This window comes from Paraburkholderia elongata (assembly GCF_013177735.1).
Classification (GTDB): Bacteria; Pseudomonadota; Gammaproteobacteria; order Burkholderiales; family Burkholderiaceae; genus Paraburkholderia; species Paraburkholderia elongata.
Genome location: NZ_WOEZ01000043.1, coordinates 140,176 through 157,509, shown reverse-complemented (window position 1 = coordinate 157,509; position 17,334 = coordinate 140,176). Strand labels below are relative to the sequence as shown.

The 17,334-nt window shown below is 62.3% G+C and carries 12 protein-coding genes; 5 read left to right on the top strand and 7 right to left on the bottom strand.

Features of this window, described 5'->3' with window-relative positions:
* The first annotated feature begins 2 nt into the window (after positions 1-2).
* The gene (locus tag GNZ13_RS09160) at positions 3-317 is read left to right on the top strand and encodes a GIY-YIG nuclease family protein (RefSeq protein WP_172162516.1); all 315 of its coding nucleotides are present in this window, start codon (positions 3-5) and stop codon (positions 315-317) included.
* Here GNZ13_RS09160 and GNZ13_RS09155 read toward each other — a convergent pair.
* Positions 314-2,419, bottom strand: a complete 2,106-nt coding sequence (locus GNZ13_RS09155; RefSeq protein WP_172162514.1) for an FUSC family protein — start codon at positions 2,417-2,419, stop codon at positions 314-316. The two genes, GNZ13_RS09160 and GNZ13_RS09155, sit on opposite strands and share 4 nt — an antisense overlap.
* A 297-nt stretch (positions 2,420-2,716) precedes the next feature.
* On the bottom strand, positions 2,717-3,244 hold the full coding sequence (gene ppa, locus GNZ13_RS09150; protein WP_172162511.1) for an inorganic diphosphatase: 528 nt from the start codon (positions 3,242-3,244) through the stop codon (positions 2,717-2,719).
* A 273-nt stretch (positions 3,245-3,517) separates the two neighbouring features.
* Here ppa and GNZ13_RS09145 point away from each other — a divergent pair, with 273 nt between their 5' ends.
* The 3 genes from GNZ13_RS09145 to GNZ13_RS09135 all read left to right on the top strand — a co-directional run bounded on the left by GNZ13_RS09145 (position 3,518) and on the right by GNZ13_RS09135 (position 7,198).
* Positions 3,518-4,957 carry an aldehyde dehydrogenase family protein gene (locus GNZ13_RS09145; protein ID WP_172162508.1) on the top strand — a complete coding sequence of 480 codons (1,440 nt, stop codon included), beginning with the start codon at positions 3,518-3,520 and terminating at the stop codon, positions 4,955-4,957.
* 78 nt (positions 4,958-5,035) lie between these two features.
* On the top strand, positions 5,036-5,794 hold the full coding sequence (locus tag GNZ13_RS09140) for an SDR family oxidoreductase (protein ID WP_172162505.1): 759 nt from the start codon (positions 5,036-5,038) through the stop codon (positions 5,792-5,794).
* Between the two features lie 84 nt (positions 5,795-5,878).
* Positions 5,879-7,198: an MFS transporter gene (locus GNZ13_RS09135; RefSeq protein WP_172162502.1), complete on the top strand. Its 1,320-nt coding sequence runs from the start codon at positions 5,879-5,881 to the stop codon at positions 7,196-7,198.
* A gap of 486 nt (positions 7,199-7,684) precedes the next feature.
* Here GNZ13_RS09135 and GNZ13_RS09130 read toward each other — a convergent pair whose 3' ends face one another.
* The 5 genes from GNZ13_RS09130 to hemC all read right to left on the bottom strand — a co-directional run bounded on the left by GNZ13_RS09130 (position 7,685) and on the right by hemC (position 13,658).
* Positions 7,685-8,317 (bottom strand): hypothetical protein, encoded by a 633-nt coding sequence (locus GNZ13_RS09130; protein ID WP_172162499.1) that lies wholly within the window; start codon positions 8,315-8,317, stop codon positions 7,685-7,687.
* A 44-nt stretch (positions 8,318-8,361) separates the two neighbouring features.
* Entirely contained in the window at positions 8,362-9,279 is a 918-nt protein-coding gene (locus GNZ13_RS09125; protein WP_172162496.1) for an IS1/IS1595 family N-terminal zinc-binding domain-containing protein, read from the bottom strand.
* A gap of 151 nt (positions 9,280-9,430) precedes the next feature.
* Complete coding sequence (locus GNZ13_RS09120) at positions 9,431-10,621, bottom strand: heme biosynthesis protein HemY (protein WP_172162493.1); 1,191 nt, start codon at positions 10,619-10,621, stop codon at positions 9,431-9,433.
* Between the two features lie 2 nt (positions 10,622-10,623).
* Positions 10,624-12,642, bottom strand: coding sequence for a fused uroporphyrinogen-III synthase HemD/membrane protein HemX (gene hemDX, locus GNZ13_RS09115; protein ID WP_172162490.1), 2,019 nt, complete (start codon positions 12,640-12,642; stop codon positions 10,624-10,626).
* Entirely contained in the window at positions 12,642-13,658 is a 1,017-nt protein-coding gene (gene hemC, locus GNZ13_RS09110; protein WP_172162485.1) for a hydroxymethylbilane synthase, read from the bottom strand. Before hemC ends, hemDX begins: the two co-directional genes overlap by 1 nt.
* Before the next feature lie 430 nt (positions 13,659-14,088).
* Here hemC and ppc point away from each other — a divergent pair, with 430 nt between their 5' ends.
* Entirely contained in the window at positions 14,089-17,313 is a 3,225-nt protein-coding gene (gene ppc, locus GNZ13_RS09105; RefSeq protein ID WP_172162482.1) for a phosphoenolpyruvate carboxylase, read from the top strand.
* The last annotated feature ends 21 nt before the right edge of the window (positions 17,314-17,334 follow it).

Sequence of the window (17,334 nt, the reverse complement as noted above, 5' to 3'; positions counted from 1 at the left end):
CCATGGCGTGGTTTCTGTATCTGCTCGAATGCTCGGACGGCAGCGTCTACACCGGCATTGCCACCGACGTGCAGGCGCGCTTTGACAAGCACGTGAGTGGTGTGGGCGCGCGCTATACGCGTTCGCGCAAGCCGGTGCAGGTGCTGGCGTCGTTTGAGTTGACGAACCGTTCGAGTGCGTCGCGTGCGGAGTATTGGGTCAAGCGGTTGTCGCCTTCTGATAAGCGCGCGCTGGCCGCGGGGCTGCGTACGCTCGAATCGGTGCTGCCACTGCCCGAGCCAGAGCCGGTTGCCGCAGACGAGCTACCCTCCGCCTAACCCCTCGCCTCCCGCATGCGCTCAGTCAGTAGTCGATGCATGAGCGCGATTTCGCCCACCGCATCCGCCTCCAGTGCCGAGAGTCGGTCTCGCGCGGGCAGATCGCGCCGTATCGGCCGCAGGGTTCGATTCAATGCCGCGTCGATATCAGTGCTCGTGGCCGCAATCCACGCGCCGAGTTCATCGTGCATGCTGCGCCGGTTCGTACTCAAGCGCAGTTGGGTCGCGGTTCCCGCCATTTTCCGCAACACGCTCAGCACCGTCAGCGTCACCGTGTCGACCATCGAGTCCTCGAGCTTTTCGAGTCGAATACGGCCGATTGCCTCCTCAGCGTTATTGCTGCCCAAGCCAGCGGCTCGGCGCAAGCGTTCCATGTCCTTCTCGCTTCGGTCCGGCGACTCCAGTGCCGCACTCAGATACGCGAGATTGGCCCGCACCGCCTCGCTCAGATAAGCGCGATAGTCGACTTTTTCCCGCGTCGGCCACAGATAGAACGTAGCCAGCAGCGCCAATACGCAGCCGAGCACGTTGTTGCCGAGTCGCATGAGCGCGTAAGCGAATTCGCTGGCGCCGGGCGTCGCGAAGTCGGCCACGAGCACAAAGGTCGGTGTCAGGAACAGAACGAAGAGGCTGTAGCTGACGGGACGCAGCGCCATCGTGGCCACCACCAGCGGAAACACCGCCAATGAAATACCGAGCGGCGAATGAATTGCATAGCCGATTGCAGCCGCCAGCACGCCCCCGACGATGCTCCCGGCAGCGCGCTCGATGCTTCTTGGCCAGGTCGCGGCAATGGACGGTTGCAAGATCAGCAGGGTCGCCATGGTTGCCCAGTAGCCGAAAGGAAGCCCGAGCGTCCGTATGACCAGAAAGCCCGCCGTGGTCGTGACGCCCACGCGGGCGGCGTGGCGCAAGCCGACCGACTGAGCCGAGAGGTTCGCCTTGAGAGTCGACCAGGTCCGCGTCAGGAGTCCGACGACACTGTTCGACCACCCGAGCGGCTGGGCATACGCCGGCGCGAAATCGACCAGTTCGAAATCGGACTTGAGTGCCACGGGTTCCATCAACGCGGATTCGAGTCGCCTTGCGAGGCGCTGCAAACGGAGTTGCAGGTCAGCGAGGCGGTTCCATTGCGCTTCGCCGGTGGCAGCGCCGATTCTTCGCAAAACCTCGCCCATTCCGGTCAGCAGTCGAAGCGCGCGTCTGGCGCGACGTGCGTCTTCCGGGTTTTTTTCGCACGCGCCGGTGACCGCAATCAGATACGCAAAGAGCGCTTCACTTTCGGTCAGCAGGGCGAGGAGATTGTCGTAGGTTTCCCGGCCAGCCGTTCTTGAGCCAGGCACGTTCGCCAATGCCTTGCGCGAGCGTTCCAGCGAAGCCCGCGCATCGGCGCGAAATTTCGCGGCATGCGTGGCCCACTGCCCAGGGGCTGCGCGCCGCTCGAGCAGGCGCGCGCTGTCGAATGCGATGTCCGCCAGACGCACATACACCGCACGCAGCGATGCGCGACTCGTGCCGAACGGATGAATGCGCCACACGGTCAAGCTCAGCACAACGGCAAACAGGCATCCGGCCAGGTAGACGCCGAGAAACGCAATGCCTTCTCGAAGGTCATGCATGGGCCGGTCGACCATCACGACGCAGGCGGTCGCGGCGAGAATCGTCACCTGCGATGTCGCGGCGCCCCAGATCCTGCCGAACGCGCCGAGCGTCGTGAATACCAGAATGGCGAGCGCGGCGAACACCGTGCCCTCGCCTGACGCGAAAGCGGTCACGCCACCGCACACGGTCGACAGAAGCGCAAAGCCCATCATCGAGGCGAAGCGCGCGCGATTCGAGCCGGCGGCGTCGGCGAGACAGGTCCAGAAAGCGCCGATCGCGGCCCATGCGAAGGTCGGGTCGTGCAGCAGATTGCCAAGCACCAGCATGGTGGTGGACGCACAGGCGGCTCTCAGCCCTTCCGACAGATTGGCCTCGCTTGTCGAAAACGACACCATCCATACCGGCCGTTTGCGGTAAATCGCGGTGACGAGCGCGTACGAGCTCGCGTAGAGGCGGCTCGACCAGCGCGGCGGCGAAGGGTTGGACTTGCGATTCAGCATCCGGACGGTGGGCTCCCAAAAACGCACGTTGGCGCTGCGTCAGCGCATTAATACGCCGACGGCAGGAAACCTGCTACGACCGCCGAATGATAAGGGTTAACACTGAGATATAAAAATGGCTTCGGTTCATCCAGTCGATGCGTTGTGTCTATGCGGTGGAACGGGCCACCAGGCAGGCGTGCCGCCGGCGCTACGCATTGAACAGGGAGCGGACTCTCTGAAAACGCCGCCCATGAAAAAACCGCGCGGCCCTTGCGGGCTCGCGCGGTTTTTCATCAACCACCGGCGTAACGCAGCTTACTTCTTGTAGTTCGCCACGCCTTCGCTGATTTCCTTGTGAGCGGCTTCGATGCCTGCCCAGCCTTCGACCTTCACCCACTTGCCCTTTTCCAGCGCCTTGTATTGCTCGAAGAAGTGCTTGATCTGGTCTTTCAGGTATGCCGGGACGTCGTCGATCGACTTGAGATCAGCGGTCATCGGGCAGATCTTGTCGTGCGCGACAGCGATCAGCTTGGCGTCGACGCCCGATTCGTCGGTCATTTGCAGCATGCCGAGTGCGCGTGCGCGGACCACCGAGCCAGCCAGCAGCGGGAACGGCGTGATCACCAGCACGTCGACCGGATCGCCGTCGCCCGACAGCGTTTGCGGAATGTAGCCGTAATTCGCCGGATAGCGCATGCCCGTGCCGATGAAACGGTCGACGTGGAGCAGGCCCGTTTCCTTGTCAGCTTCGTACTTCACCGGATCGCTTTGCGCCGGGATTTCGATGATGACGTTGAAATCTTGCGGAAGGTCTTTGCCTGCGGGGACGTGATTGAAGCTCATGAGCGCTCTCTGATCAGATGGAATTCGGAACACGGCGTGCGGCGCGCGGGCTCGAGCGGCGTGAATCGTGAAGCTCGCCGGGACGAGGCGCTACGGCCGGACAGTGCGGGATACGCCATTATAGCCAATCGGCCGATGGCACCTCTGGTTGGATCGGCGCGATAATCGTCTGGCGTCTCTCGATTGTGCCTCTCGTTTGTGAACACCGCGCGTCCGTACCTCTGCCTGAATCTCGGTCCGAACATCGGCCGCGTGACACCTCAAGGAGCATGCATGGAAGAAGCCAGGCATTTCATCGGCGGCGAATGGTCCGCTGCATCAGGCGGCGAGACGATCGCCGTGCTCGATCCCTCGGACGGCCAGCCGTTCACCCGGCTCGCTCGCGGCACCGCGGCGGATATCGACGCCGCCGTCCACGCCGCCCGCCGCACCTTCGAAGGCGCATGGGGCGAGGCGAGCGCCGCCGAACGCGGCCGCGTACTGTACCGGCTGTCGATGCTGGTGGCCGCCCATCAGGAAGAACTCGCCCAACTCGAAGCCCGCGACACCGGCAAGCCGCTCAAACAGGCGCGCGCCGATTCGGCAGCGCTTACGCGCTACTTCGAGTTTTACGCCGGCGCGGCGGACAAGTTGCACGGCGAAACGCTCCCCTATCAGGCCGGCTACACGGTGCTGACGATCCGCGAGCCGCACGGTGTGACCGGCCATATCGTGCCGTGGAACTACCCGATGCAGATCTTCGGCCGCAGCGTCGGCGCGGCGCTCGCCACCGGCAATGCGTGCGTCGTCAAACCAGCGGAAGACGCGTGCCTGTCCGTGTTGCGCGTCGCCGAACTGGCGGCCGAGGCGGGTCTGCCGGCGGGCGCGCTGAATATCGTCACCGGTTTCGGGCATGAAGCGGGCGCGGCACTCGCGCGTCATCCCGGCATCGATCACGTCTCCTTCACCGGCTCGCCCGAAACCGGCAAGCTCGTGACGCAGATGGCCGCCGAAAACCACGTGCCGGTCACGCTCGAACTGGGCGGCAAATCGCCGCAAATCGTTTTCGCCGACGCGGATCTCGACGCGGCCTTGCCCGTGCTGGTGTCGGCGATCGTGCAGAACGCCGGGCAAACCTGCTCGGCGGGCAGCCGCGTGCTGATCGACCGCGCAATTTATGAGCCGCTGCTCGACCGGCTGAGCAGCGCGTTCCACGCGCTTCGGGTCGGACCGTCGCATGCCGATCTCGACTGCGGTCCGCTGATCAACGCAAAGCAGCAACAGCGCGTGTGGGACTTTCTCTCCGACGCGCAACACGATGGCATTCCGATGGCGGCACACGGCGAAGTGATTCCCGAAGCGCCGGAAAGCGGCTTCTATCAGGCACCCACGCTGCTGCGTGACGTACCCGCGAGCCACCGTCTGGCGCGCGACGAAGTGTTCGGCCCTGTCCTCGCCGCCATGTCGTTCACGGACGAAGACGAAGCGCTCTCGCTCGCCAACGGCACGCAGTATGGCCTCGTCGCAGGGATCTGGACGCGCGACGGTGCCCGGCAGATGCGCCTCGCGCGTCGCCTGCGCTCCGGCCAGGTGTTCATCAACAACTATGGCGCGGGTGGCGGCGTCGAGTTGCCGTTCGGCGGCGTGAAGCATTCAGGCCACGGACGCGAAAAGGGTTTCGAGGCGCTGTATGGCTTCACGGTATTGAAAACCATCGCGATTCGTCACGGATAGTGAGGCACTCGCGTTTGCAGCGAACGGAAGCACACAGAAGCAGGCGCATCACCATCCACAACAAACAGCGGAGACATCATGCGGTTGACAGGTAAAACGGCCATCGTCACGGGTGGCGGCTCGGGTTTCGGCGAAGGCATCGCGAAGACCTACGCGCGCGAAGGCGCGAATGTGGTGATCAACGATCTAAACGGCGCGGCGGCTGAACGCGTGGCGAGCGAAATCGCTCTCGCCGGCGGCAAGGCGATCGCGGTGGCCGGCAACGTCACGCGACGCGAGGACTGGCAGACGCTTCGCGAGGCCGCGCTCGAAGACTTCGGCAGTGTGCAGATCGTCGTCAACAATGCGGGCACTACACATCGCAACAAGCCGGTACTCGACGTGACGGAAGCCGAGTTCGACCGTGTCTATGCGGTGAATGTCAAAAGCCTCTACTGGAGCGTGCAGGAATTCGTGCCGTACTTCCGCCAGCAAGGCGGCGGCGCTTTCATCAATATAGCGTCGACGGCCGGAGTGCGGCCGCGGCCGGGCCTCGTCTGGTACAACGGAAGCAAGGGCGCGGTGATCATCGCCAGCAAGTCGCTCGCCGTCGAACTGGGTCCGGACCGCATTCGGGTGAACTGTGTGAACCCGGTGATGGGCGAGACGGCGCTGCTGTCGGAATTCATGGGTGTCGAAGATACGCCGGAGAACCGCAAGCGCTTTCTCGCCGGCATTCCACTCGGGCGTTTCTCGACGCCGCAGGATGTCGCCAATGCGGCGCTGTATCTCGCCTCGGACGAGGCTGAGTTCATCACCGGCGTGTGTCTCGAAGTGGACGGCGGGCGCTGCGTGTAAACGCCATGCAAACCAAACCATCCAGCACGGCTAGAATCGCGATCGACGTCGGTACTTCATTTCCACAAGAAAAGAGGAGACACCATGGCTAGTCCCGCAGATCCGCTCCACCATCCCGGCGCGGGTGCGCCACCTTCCAGTTTCGAAGAGGCGACCTACCGCAAGGTTAGCTGGCGGCTCGCGCCGTTCCTGATGCTCTGCTACGTGGTCGCGTATCTCGACCGCGTCAACGTCGGCTTCGCCAAGCTGCAAATGACCACCGATCTGGGCTTAAGCGACGCGGTCTACGGCTTCGGTGCGGGGATTTTCTTCCTCGGCTATTTCATCTTCGAAATTCCGAGCAACGTGATCCTGCACAAGGTGGGCGCACGTGTGTGGATCGCACGGATCATGGTGTCGTGGGGCGTGATCTCGATGCTGACCATGTTCGTCACCACGCCGACCATGTTCTACGTGATGCGCTTCCTGCTCGGTCTCGCCGAAGCGGGCTTCTTTCCCGGCATCATCCTGTATCTCACCTACTGGTATCCGTCGCACCGTCGTGGCCGCATGACCACCTGGTTCATGACGGCAATCGCGTTGTCCGGCGTGATCGGCGGCCCGGTCTCGGGTTATATCCTGAAGAGCTTCAACGGCATGAACGGCTGGCATGGCTGGCAGTGGCTGTTTCTGCTCGAAGGGATTCCTTCGGTGATCGTCGGGATCATGGTGTTTCTGATGCTGGACGACCGCATTTCGAAGGCCAAGTGGCTCACCAAGGAAGAGAAGGAATTGCTCGAACGTCAGGTGTCGGCCGAAGAAGCCACCAAGCACGACATGCCGATTCGTCAGGTGCTCACGAGCGGCCGCGTGCTGATGCTGAGCCTCACCTACTTCTCGTTCGTGATGGGCCTGTACGGCGTGAGCTTCTGGTTGCCGACCATCATCAAGGCGACCGGCGTGACGGACGCGTTCATGATCGGCCTGCTGTCTGCGATTCCGTTCGCGGCGGCGGTGGTCGCGATGGTGTTCGTCTCGCGCAGCGCAGACCGCACGCGCGAGCGGCGCTGGCATATCGCGTTGCCGGCATTCGCCGGAGCGATTGGCCTCGTGCTCTCCGTGGTGTGGACGCACAACACCGTGCTGGCAATGGCCTCGCTTACGCTCGCGACCATGGGCATCCTGACCACCCTGCCGCTGTTCTGGAGTTTGCCGACGGCGATCCTTGCCGGCACGGGCGCGGCAGCCGGCATCGCGATGATCAATTCGATCGGCAATCTCGCGGGTTTTCTCAGCCCCTACGCGGTCGGCTGGTTGAAGCAGGCCACTGCCGCGAACGACTCCGGCATGTATATGCTGGCGGCGTTCATGATTCTTGGCGGTTTGCTGGCGATCAGTGTGCCGGCGAAGATGGTCAATAAGTGACGATGTTGGATTCGTGACGTAAGGCAGGAAGCGCCGTCAAACGCCGTACGTCACGGTTCACGGGTCACCGTTCACGGTTCCGTGACTCGCAACGCGCATCACACTGAAGCATCGCACCACCAACGAAAAAGCCCCCGGCGTCTTACAACCCAGCCCCTCACTTGGCGTGTTGTTAGGGGCCTTGCTGGGCGGGGCTGATTCGAGGACAGGGACTCAAATCCCTGTCCTTTTTTATACAAAACAGCGTGTTTGTTTAAAAAAAGTCCAGAATTTCCTGCGGGTCGACCGGATTCGATGCCTGTCCGAGACGCATGGCAGGGGTTTTCTTGTCCTTTCCCACGACACAGAAATTAAAATAAACCCGGCAAACCTCAAGCTCTCGTGCGAGATATTATGGGTTATATGCGGCATAGCCATGCCACATGGCCCGGTTTCTACGAACACTTACGACTGGCCGCTCGGCCTTCGTGAGGCGACGACGGGTAATCATAAAAAACCGGTCAACAGCATGCAATGAGGCTTCAAAAGCAATCGAGCCTCATGATTTTCGTCATAATCTCCGAGGTTAGTTTGCCAGCTTATTTGCTTGCGTGGCTCTGAGGCAATCGGCATGGGATGGCTCACCCATTTGTCGCCCCAGCGCCCAATAGGGGTTGCCGCTTTTACATTTAACTTCATCATCTCGACCTGGGCGGAATACTCATCGGTGATACCGTTTTCCGCCATAAACTGAATCAACTTCTTCTTTGCATCAATAACCGCACGTTGTTTCTGGTACGCCGTAGCGTCCTTGGCGACCTTCACAAAAAATCCATCCGCTGTGCGCGCCTTTATCCTGTCTCGATACGCAGACATAAATGCCGCTCGAAAGCCAGAATCCTGGTCCATGAATACGCGAACCTTCGGTGCATTCTTTAAAAACCGAGCTACCAGCTGAAAGTGAGCATACATCGTATATGTTTCTCGGACCTGCATACCGCTCTTGGGGAGTTGGAGCTCCTTATTCTTAAAATCGGACTCTTCGATATCAGCCCGCGCGTCCGCATCCGCATATTCTTCAACAATCTCGTTGAGCAGTGCGTCATTAAATCCCGGCGGAGGGCTCGTGATAGAGGCCACGACCCGGTGCTGGGCGTCAGTCAGGCCCTCTGTGTAGTCTTGGGCTAACCAAAGCCGTGCGTACTGCCGGAAAGGCCGGGCGTTAAATGGGCATCCCCGGCTGCTGCGGCGGCGGCTTCGATTTCACTCGCAATGGCCGACTCGTCGAAATTAAGATGCATTCCGAAAACGTAGCCACTTTTCAAATCGGCCGTGGCAATCGCATTCAGCTGCACCGCCCTTCGGTCATCTCGTTTCAGCCAGTTAATGAGATAATATTGCCGGTCAACCGCCACATACATTTTCGGGAGAATAAAGTCCGATTCTAATAGTTTCGCCTCACGAGCACCCGAATACAGACGACATTGCTTGTAAATAAACTCCATTTTGTCGTACACCGCCTGGGGCGACAAGGTTGTTGTCTCGACTATCCGTGATAACGGGACGCGATTGACCATCAGAATGAAGACGTCGCGGTTTTTCTCCGGACGTCGTTGTCCGGAAGTTGGTTTTTGTGCGCCAGTAAATGTCTTTTTACATTCTAAACAACGGTAACGCTGCGTCCCAGAAGATGTTTTGCCGAACGCAATATATTGACTGCCCGCTTGAGAGAGCGGAACCTCGCGCATCGAGCAATCTTCCGTTTTACACGAGGGCTCGAAGACCTGTCGGTAAAGATGATTACCCAACCGGGTATATTCTTCAGCTATCGCCTGATTACTGCGAATTGGCGATTTTTCGTTGCAAAACGCGCATTTGATAGACGGCGTGTCACGATTGCTGGTGCCGACGATATAGTCGCCGAAAACGGACGGAGTTCCGTTTCGGCGATAAGGGCGGTTAGGGCTTGCCGGGTAACTGAAATTAACGCACTGAGGCGACTTGCAATGGTTGACTTGAATGCCGTCCACTTCTGGCGGGATTCGGGGCCCCTTCAAGGGCGACGCTTCAGCTTCGTCTTCCCCAAAATCTCTGTCAGACATGATGATGCCCCGTAAGTCCTTGACCTACGGGGCATCATAAAGAATCAACCGCCTCAAAACAACACGCTAAGTGAGGGGCTGGGTCTTACAACGCCTGGGGCTTTTCTCCACCTACTGCAGCGCGCAATCAAACGCAGCAGCGATCAAAGCATCAAACGATATTCATCGCCAACGCACTCTCGCGATAATGCTCGCTCGCCTTAGCAGAATCGCCGATCTGTTCATGCAAACGCGCCAACGCGCGATGCGAACGAATTTTCAGCGTCTCGTTGTCGGCCAGTTTCAGCGCACGCTCGAGGAACGATTGCGCCTTGCCCCACAACTGCTGATGCAGGCATAAGCGGCCCAAGGCGAACATCAAGTCCGCGTCTTCCGGGCGATCCTTCTGCCACCCTTCGGCCTTCTGGATCAGCGGCAGCGCGTCGCCGCCTGTCGTGTCCGGATAACGGCGTAGCAGACGCGCGTCCCAGTTCTGCGCCAGCGCTTCTTCGACGATCTTGCGTGCTTCCTGCGGACGATTCAGCGACACCAGCAATTCCGCGGCGAGATCGGCGAGACGCGGCGAATGACGCTCAGTGGCCGACAGCGAATTCCACAACTCCAGCAGTGCATCAGCGTTATGACGCCGGTCGCGCAGCAGGTTTTCCGCCGCGAGCTGGCGCAAGCGCACCGCCACCGCCGGATGGATCGCTTCGCGCTTTTCCAGCGTCTTGACGAGCTTGAGCACTTCACCCCAGTTCTTCAGTTGCTGTTGCGCGCGCAACATGATCTGCTGCGCGTGAATGCGCCGTGCGCCCTGCGATTGCATTTCGGTGAGCGCGGTCAGCGCGCCGTCCGCGTCGCGGCCATCGGCACGCATGTCGGCGGTGGCCATCAGGCGTGCGTCCTGCCAGTCGGCCTCGTCGATCTGGGCGAGCCATTCGTCGCGCCGCGCATATTCATGCATACGGTGCGCCGCGGTGGCCGCGATCAAACCGGCCGCACCCTTGTTGTCGCCATTCGTGAGCGAATCTTTCGCGGCTTTTTCAGCGCGCGAGAAACGCCCGGCGTACAGATTGCCGATCGCGTCACGCAGTGCGGCGTGCGCCTTCGCGACACGCGAGCGAGCGCGATAGGCAGCCACGCGCTGCGGCATGCGCCAGATATTGCGCACAATGCGCAGCAGCGCGTACAGCAGGATGAACAGCACCACCAGTCCGACCACGAACAGATTCAACGAGATGTCGACGCGGTACGGCGGATAGATCAGCAGCACCTGCCCCATGTCGAAGCGTCCGACCACCGCCAGCACCACCGCGATGGCGAACAGCAACGCGAGCCATAGAAGTCCCCGGATTGCCATGATTAACCTCGGCTCCGGTATTGATTGACGGCCTGCAGGCTGGTGTTCAGATTCGGCAGTTCAACCGCGGCCGAACCCGCATCCACCTGCTTGACCAGATCGATCACGGTCTGCGTTTTCTTCGACGTGTTGTCGAAGTAGCGCGTGAGCGCAGCCTGCGCCGCCTGCAGGTCGGACTTCAGCGTGGTCTGGTTGCGCGAGAGCAGTGCAAGGCGCGCCGACAGCAAACGCAGCTTCAGATTCTCGCGCACGAAGTAGCCTTGATCGGGCGTGACGAGCATGGCGTCGGCGTTGTCGATGCGGCGCACCTGCACGAGGCTCGTCAACTGCTGGCCGATGCCGGTCGTGACTTCCCGCCACCACACTTTCCAGCGCGGCTCGCCGGTGGCCGCGGCCACCTTCGCCGTATCGGCCCAGGTGGCGGCCTTCGGCGTGGCGTGGGCAATCGGTGCTTCGCCGGAGAGCGGCAGGTTGTCGACCTGGTCGATCGCGTTGTCGAGCTTGATCGCCATACCCGTCAGATCCGTGGACGGCGCGGCCTTCAGCTTGTCGATGTCTTGCGCGATCGCCTTGCGCACAGTCACGGCCTGCGGGCTATCCGATGCGGCGAGACGCGTGTCCGCGCTTTGTAGCGCGAACAGCGCGAGTTGCGTATTGCCGGTGAGTTGCAATTGCTGGCTCGCGGCCGACAGCATCTGGCCGACTTCAGCCATCGTCCAGTCGTCGCGATTGCGGGCGAGATCGGTGTATTGCTGTTGCAGCGCCTGCTGCGCGGTTTGCGCGTCAGCGAGCTTGCCTTCGAGTTGTGCGACCTGCGCGTCCGATTGATGCACCGTGGCCAGCGCCTGATCGGTCTTGGTGCGCAGCTCGTTGGTCTGCGCGTCGTTCGCCTGCTGGCGTTGCGCGAGCTGCTGCTGGGTGCGCTCCACCTTGCGATTGAGCGCATAGCCGCCCACGCCCGCCGCACAAGCGATGATCACGACGACAAACCACAGCAGCGGTCCGCTCGCGCTGCGGCGCTTTTGCGCTTCGTAGGGCGTGAAGGGTGGATTCGGCGGCAACGCAGTAGTTGCGGCCGGCTGGGGTGAAGCGTTCGTGGATGCGTTCGTTTCAGTCATGCGTGATTTAGCCGGTGAATGAGCCGGGTTGGACGGTACCGGTTGAACAACGGTCGGGACGGCGGCAAGCAAGGCGCGGGCAATGCGATCATCGCCCGCGCCGGACACCGTAATGCTATCAAAACCCAATGCCCGCGCGGTCTGCGCGATACGGGGATGCGGCGTGATCAGGTTGGCGTGCTTCAGTTGCGCGATTTCGCCGGCGGTCAGATGCTCTTGCGCGAGTTCATGCAAATTGCGCACACCTTCAGAACTGGTGAGCAGCCAGGCGTGCGGTGCGCCGGCCAGAAGCGCATGCACGCGCTCCCAGCCGCCGATCGACGGTTCCGGCACGAGGCGGCGATAGGCCGCAACGGTTTCGACTTCGGCGCCCGCCTCGCGCAAGCGGTCGGCAAGCCATTCGCGGCCGCCGTCGCCGCGCACGATCAGTACGCGCTTGCCTTCGAGGCTCGCCCCGCCGAGCGCGGTATCGATCGCCGCGAACAGGCCTTCGGAATCGAAGCGTGCCGTTTCGTCGTCGGGTTCGGACGGCGGGCTGATGACGTTGTACGCCAGTGCGGTGACGCCGTGGCGCGCCAGCGCCTGCACACTGCCCGGGCCGACTACGCCGATCGGCAGCGCGTGCGGCCAGATCGCATCGCTGCGGGCAAACGCGTGGTCGACCGCATTGGGCGAGACGAACACCACCAGTGCATAGCGTTCCAGAGAAGCCAGCGCTACGCGCAACGGCGCGTCGTCGGTGACAGGCGCGATGTCGATCAGCGGAAAGTCGAGCACGGCGATACCTGCCGCCGCGAGTTGCGCGATCAATTCGTTCGACTGACCGGCCGGTCGCGTAATCACAACCGTGAACGCCGCCTTGCCGACGGATGAGGATGCGTTGCCCGGGATATCGGCCGCCATCACTCGCCGGTCGCCGCGCTATCCGACGCGCCGTCCGCCGACGCTGCCGCGGGACCGTTGGCCGTGCTCAGCGCACGGACGATTTCCATCGCACCTTGCTGTTCGAGCGCGCTCGCCACTTCCTGGCCGAGCGCAATGGCGCGTTCGACGGTGGGCGCCGGCGCCGATGCCTGCGCGCTCAAGACGCGCTGGCCGTCGGGCGTAGCGACGATGCCGCGCAGATGCAGCGCGCCGTCGCGCCAGGTCGCATAGGCCGCGAGCGGTACTTCGCAACTGCCGCCGAGGGCGCGCGAGACCATCCGCTCCGCTTCGACGGCCGCTGCCGTATGTTCGTGATGCAGCGGCGCGAGCCATGCCGCGAGGTCCGCGCGATCAGCGCGAATCTCAATGCCGAGCGCGCCCTGACCGGCTGCGGGCAAGCTGTCTTCAGGATCGAGCAGCGCGCGGATGCGCTCGCCGAGGCCCAAACGCTTCAAACCGGCAGCTGCCAGGATGATCGCCGCATAGTCGCCGCGATCGAGTTTCGACAGGCGCGTGTCCAGATTGCCGCGCAACGGCCGCACCACGAGATGGGGGTAACGCATGCGCAGCATGGCCTCGCGGCGCAGGCTGGAAGTGCCGACCACGGCGCCGGCCGGCAGCGCGGCAAGCGAGTCATAGTCGTTGGAGACCAGCGCGTCGCGCGGATCTTCGCGCTCCATGATGGTGGACAGCGCAAAGCCCGCGGGCAATTCCATCGGCACGTCTTTGAGCGAGTGCACGGCCAGATCGGCGCGGCCGTCGGCCAGCGCCGCTTCCAGTTCTTTGACGAAGAGGCCCTTACCACCAACCTTCGACAAAGTGCGATCGAGAATTTGATCGCCACGTGTCGTCATTCCGAGGATTTTTACGTCACAAGATGGATATAATTTGTGCAGCGCACATCGCACATGCTCCGCCTGCCACATGGCAAGGCGGCTTTCTCGCGACGCAATCACAAGCGTGTGGGGTGGCGCAAAAAACGTCTCGGTGTTCATTAGCTTGCTGATCGAATGACGGGAGGTAATAACAATCAATGTTAGCACGCGCCCCCGTGTCACAAGGCACAGCGGAGCGCCGTGCCGACACGGTATCGATGATGGAGACGGGCCTCGCGCAGCGCGCGCCTGCCTCATCCCAGCCTGTTCAAGCACGGTCGTTCGCGCACCGGAGCGCGGCATGCGGGATGATGCAATGCGGCGCAACGTGCCTCGCGTGCTTATCGTGCATGCAATGCATCTCGTGCGCTTTGTGCAAATGCGCGCGCGGCCACCCTCTCCGGCGCATTGTCATCGGCGCATACCGTTTTGTCCTGGCTTTGTCCTGATTCCGTGCTGGTTTCGCGCAGTTCACGTTGCAACTCATCGTGCAGTTCCGCAGTAGCAGTTCATCACTCAACAGACCCTGGCTTCCCTGAGGAAACCCATCGTGACGTCTTCCGGATCGGCGCGCCCTGCCCGCCGCAACACTGCATCGCCCAACGCTCAAGCGGCCGACGCCGCCGCGGCGCCCGCCGCTTCTGCTTCCGCCGCAACGGCTGCCCAGTTCACACCGGCCAAACGCGCCCGCAAAGCGGCCAAGGCAAGCCAGGCCGCTAACGTCGCCAAAGCCCCTAAGTCCGCGAAAACCTCCGCGTCGGCGAAGGCAGACAAAACGGTGAAGGCCGTCAAGACAGATAAGGCGGCGCAGGCCGCGAACGCCGCCCAGGCGCTGAAACCGGCCAAAGCCAAGTCCCCGAAGATCAAGGTCGCCGTGAGCGAAGCCGCGCCGCAAGCCGCTAAAGCGCCCGCGCTGCAAGCCGTTTCGCACGACACGATCGCGCCCGCGTCGAAAAGCAGCGGCCGCACGCGTGAGGACAAGGATCATCCGCTGTTTCAGGACATCCGATATCTGGGGCGCCTGCTCGGCGACGTGCTGCGCGAACAGGAAGGCGATGCGGTGTTCGACATCGTGGAAACGATCCGTCAGACCGCCGTGCGTTTTCGCCGTGAGGACGACAACGCCGCCGCGCAGACGCTCGACAAGAAACTGCGTTCGCTGAGCCCGGAGCAAACGGTCAGCGTGGTGCGCGCGTTCAGCTACTTCTCGCATCTTGCGAATATCGCTGAAGACCGCCACCGCAATCGCCGTCACCGGATTCACGCGCTGGCCGGCTCGACCTCGCAACCGGGCACCATCGCGCATGCGCTCGATCGGCTCGTCGAGGCGGGCGCCGCCGCAACGCCGGTCCTGCAGCAGTTCTTCAACGAAGCGTTGATCGTGCCGGTCCTGACCGCGCACCCTACAGAAGTGCAGCGCAAGAGTATTCTCGACGCGCAGCACGACGTCGCGCGCCTTTTGGCCGAACGCGATCAGCAGTTGACCAACCGCGAACGCGCGCATAACGAAGCCATGCTGCGTGCGAGCGTCACGTCGCTGTGGCAAACGCGGATGCTGCGCGACTCGCGCCTGACGGTTGCCGATGAAATCGAAAACGCGCTGTCGTATTACCGCGCGACTTTCCTCGAAGAAATTCCGGCGCTCTACGCCGACATCGAAGAAGCGCTCGCCGAGCACGGCCTCGCTGCGCGCCTGCCGCCGTTCTTCCAGATGGGCAGCTGGATTGGCGGCGATCGTGACGGCAATCCAAACGTCACGGCCGAAACGCTCGAGCACGCAATCACCCGCCAGGCCGCGGTGATCTTCGAACACTATATGGAGCAGGTGCACAAGCTGGGCGCCGAGTTGTCGGTGTCGAACCTGCTCGCGGGTGCAAGCGACGCGTTGAAAGAACTCGCGGCCATCTCGCCCGACCAGTCGCCGCACCGTACCGACGAACCGTATCGCCGTGCCTTGATCGGCATGTACACGCGACTCGCGGCGAGCGCGCGCGTACGTCTCGGTGAAGGCAGCGTGCCGGTTCGCAGCGCAGGCCGCGGCGCGGCGCCGATACGCGCCAAGCCGTACGACGATTCCGCCGAATTCGTGCGCGATTTGCACGTGCTGATCGATTCGCTCGCCGAGCATCATGGCGCGCCGCTCGCGGCACCGCGCCTGTCGCCGCTCGCGCGCGCCGCCGAAGTGTTCGGCTTCCATCTGGCGAGCATCGACTTGCGCCAAAGCTCGGACATCCATGAAGCAGTGATCGCCGAGTTGCTGAAACGCGCGGGCGTCGAAGACGACTATGCGTCGCTCTCCGAAGAAGACAAGCTCAAGGTGCTGCTCGCCGAACTTTCACAGCCGCGTGCGTTGCGTCTGCCCTACGCCGAGTACTCCGATCTCGTGAAGAGCGAACTCGGCGTGCTCGAAGAGGCCCGCGTCACGCGCGAGAAGTTCGGCACGCGCGCGGTGCGCAACTACATCATTTCGCACACGGAGACCGTCAGCGATCTGGTCGAAGTGATGTTGCTGCAAAAGGAAACCGGCCTGCTGCACGGCCGTCTGGGCGACGCGCACGATCCCGCGCAAGCGGGTTTGATGGTGATCCCATTGTTCGAAACGATCCCCGATTTGCGCAACGCGCCGCACATCATGCGCGATCTGATCGCGTTGCCGGGCGTGGATGCACTGATCGAACATCAGGGCAACGAGCAGGAAGTGATGCTCGGCTATTCGGACAGCAACAAGGACGGCGGCTTCCTGACATCGAACTGGGAGCTGTATCGCGCCGAGCTTGCCCTCGTGTCGCTGTTCAATGAACGCGGCGTGACCCTGCGCCTGTTCCATGGACGGGGGGGCACGGTAGGCCGTGGCGGTGGTCCGACCTATCAGGCGATTCTGTCGCAGCCGCCGGGCACCGTCGACGGCCAGATCCGTTTGACCGAGCAAGGCGAAGTGATCGCAAGCAAGTTCGGCAATCCGGAAATCGGCCGGCGTAATTTGGAAACCGTGGTGGCCGCGACGCTCGAAGCCTCGTTGTTGCCGCATGGCAATGCGCCCGCGCAACTGCCCGCCTTCGAAGAGACGATGCAGCAATTGTCCGACGCGGCGATGGCGTCGTATCGCGCGCTGGTCTACGAGACGCCGGGCTTCAAGGAGTATTTCTTCGAGTCGACGCCGATCTCGGAGATCGCCGAGTTGAACATCGGCAGCCGTCCGGCTTCGCGCAAATTGCAGGACCCGAAGCAACGCAAGATCGAAGATCTGCGCGCGATTCCGTGGGGCTTCTCGTGGGGTCAATGCCGTTTGCTGCTGACCGGCTGGTACGGTTTCGGCAGCGCGGTGGCCGCGCATCTGGACAGCGCGCCGAGCGACGCCGAGCGCACTCGCCGTCTTGCGCTGCTGAAGAAAATGCATAAGACCTGGCCGTTCTTCTCGACCCTGCTCTCCAACATGGACATGGTGCTGGCGAAGACCGACCTCGCAGTGGCCTCGCGCTATGCGCAGCTCGTGTCGGACAAGAAGCTGCGCAAGCATGTGTTCGAGCGCATCGTCGCGGAATGGGAGCGGACGTCGAAGGTGTTGTCGGAGATTACGGGCAAGAGCGAACGGCTCGCGGAGAACCCGCTGCTCGCGCGTTCGATCAAGAACCGCTTCCCGTATCTTGATCCGTTGAATCACTTGCAGGTCGAGTTGCTCAAGCGTCACCGTGCGGGCGATACCAACGCGCGCGTGCGGCGCGGGATTCATTTGAGCATCAACGGGATTGCGGCGGGATTGCGTAATACCGGCTGATCGGAGCCACATCAACCGGGT

Bases quoted from the DNA above. Each gene is read 5' to 3' on its own strand.
- hemC (WP_172162485.1), bottom strand. From the start codon at position 13,658: ATGAACACCGAGACGTTTTTTGCGCCACCCCACACGCTTGTGATTGCG.
- GNZ13_RS09140 (WP_172162505.1), top strand. From the start codon at position 5,036: ATGCGGTTGACAGGTAAAACGGCCATCGTCACGGGTGGCGGCTCGGGT.
- GNZ13_RS09135 (WP_172162502.1), top strand. From the start codon at position 5,879: ATGGCTAGTCCCGCAGATCCGCTCCACCATCCCGGCGCGGGTGCGCCA.
- GNZ13_RS09120 (WP_172162493.1), bottom strand. From the start codon at position 10,621: ATGGCAATCCGGGGACTTCTATGGCTCGCGTTGCTGTTCGCCATCGCG.
- GNZ13_RS09155 (WP_172162514.1), bottom strand. From the start codon at position 2,419: ATGCTGAATCGCAAGTCCAACCCTTCGCCGCCGCGCTGGTCGAGCCGC.
- ppa (WP_172162511.1), bottom strand. From the start codon at position 3,244: ATGAGCTTCAATCACGTCCCCGCAGGCAAAGACCTTCCGCAAGATTTC.
- GNZ13_RS09145 (WP_172162508.1), top strand. From the start codon at position 3,518: ATGGAAGAAGCCAGGCATTTCATCGGCGGCGAATGGTCCGCTGCATCA.
- GNZ13_RS09125 (WP_172162496.1), bottom strand. From the start codon at position 9,279: ATGTCTGACAGAGATTTTGGGGAAGACGAAGCTGAAGCGTCGCCCTTG.
- hemDX (WP_172162490.1), bottom strand. From the start codon at position 12,642: ATGGCGGCCGATATCCCGGGCAACGCATCCTCATCCGTCGGCAAGGCG.
- GNZ13_RS09160 (WP_172162516.1), top strand. From the start codon at position 3: ATGGCGTGGTTTCTGTATCTGCTCGAATGCTCGGACGGCAGCGTCTAC.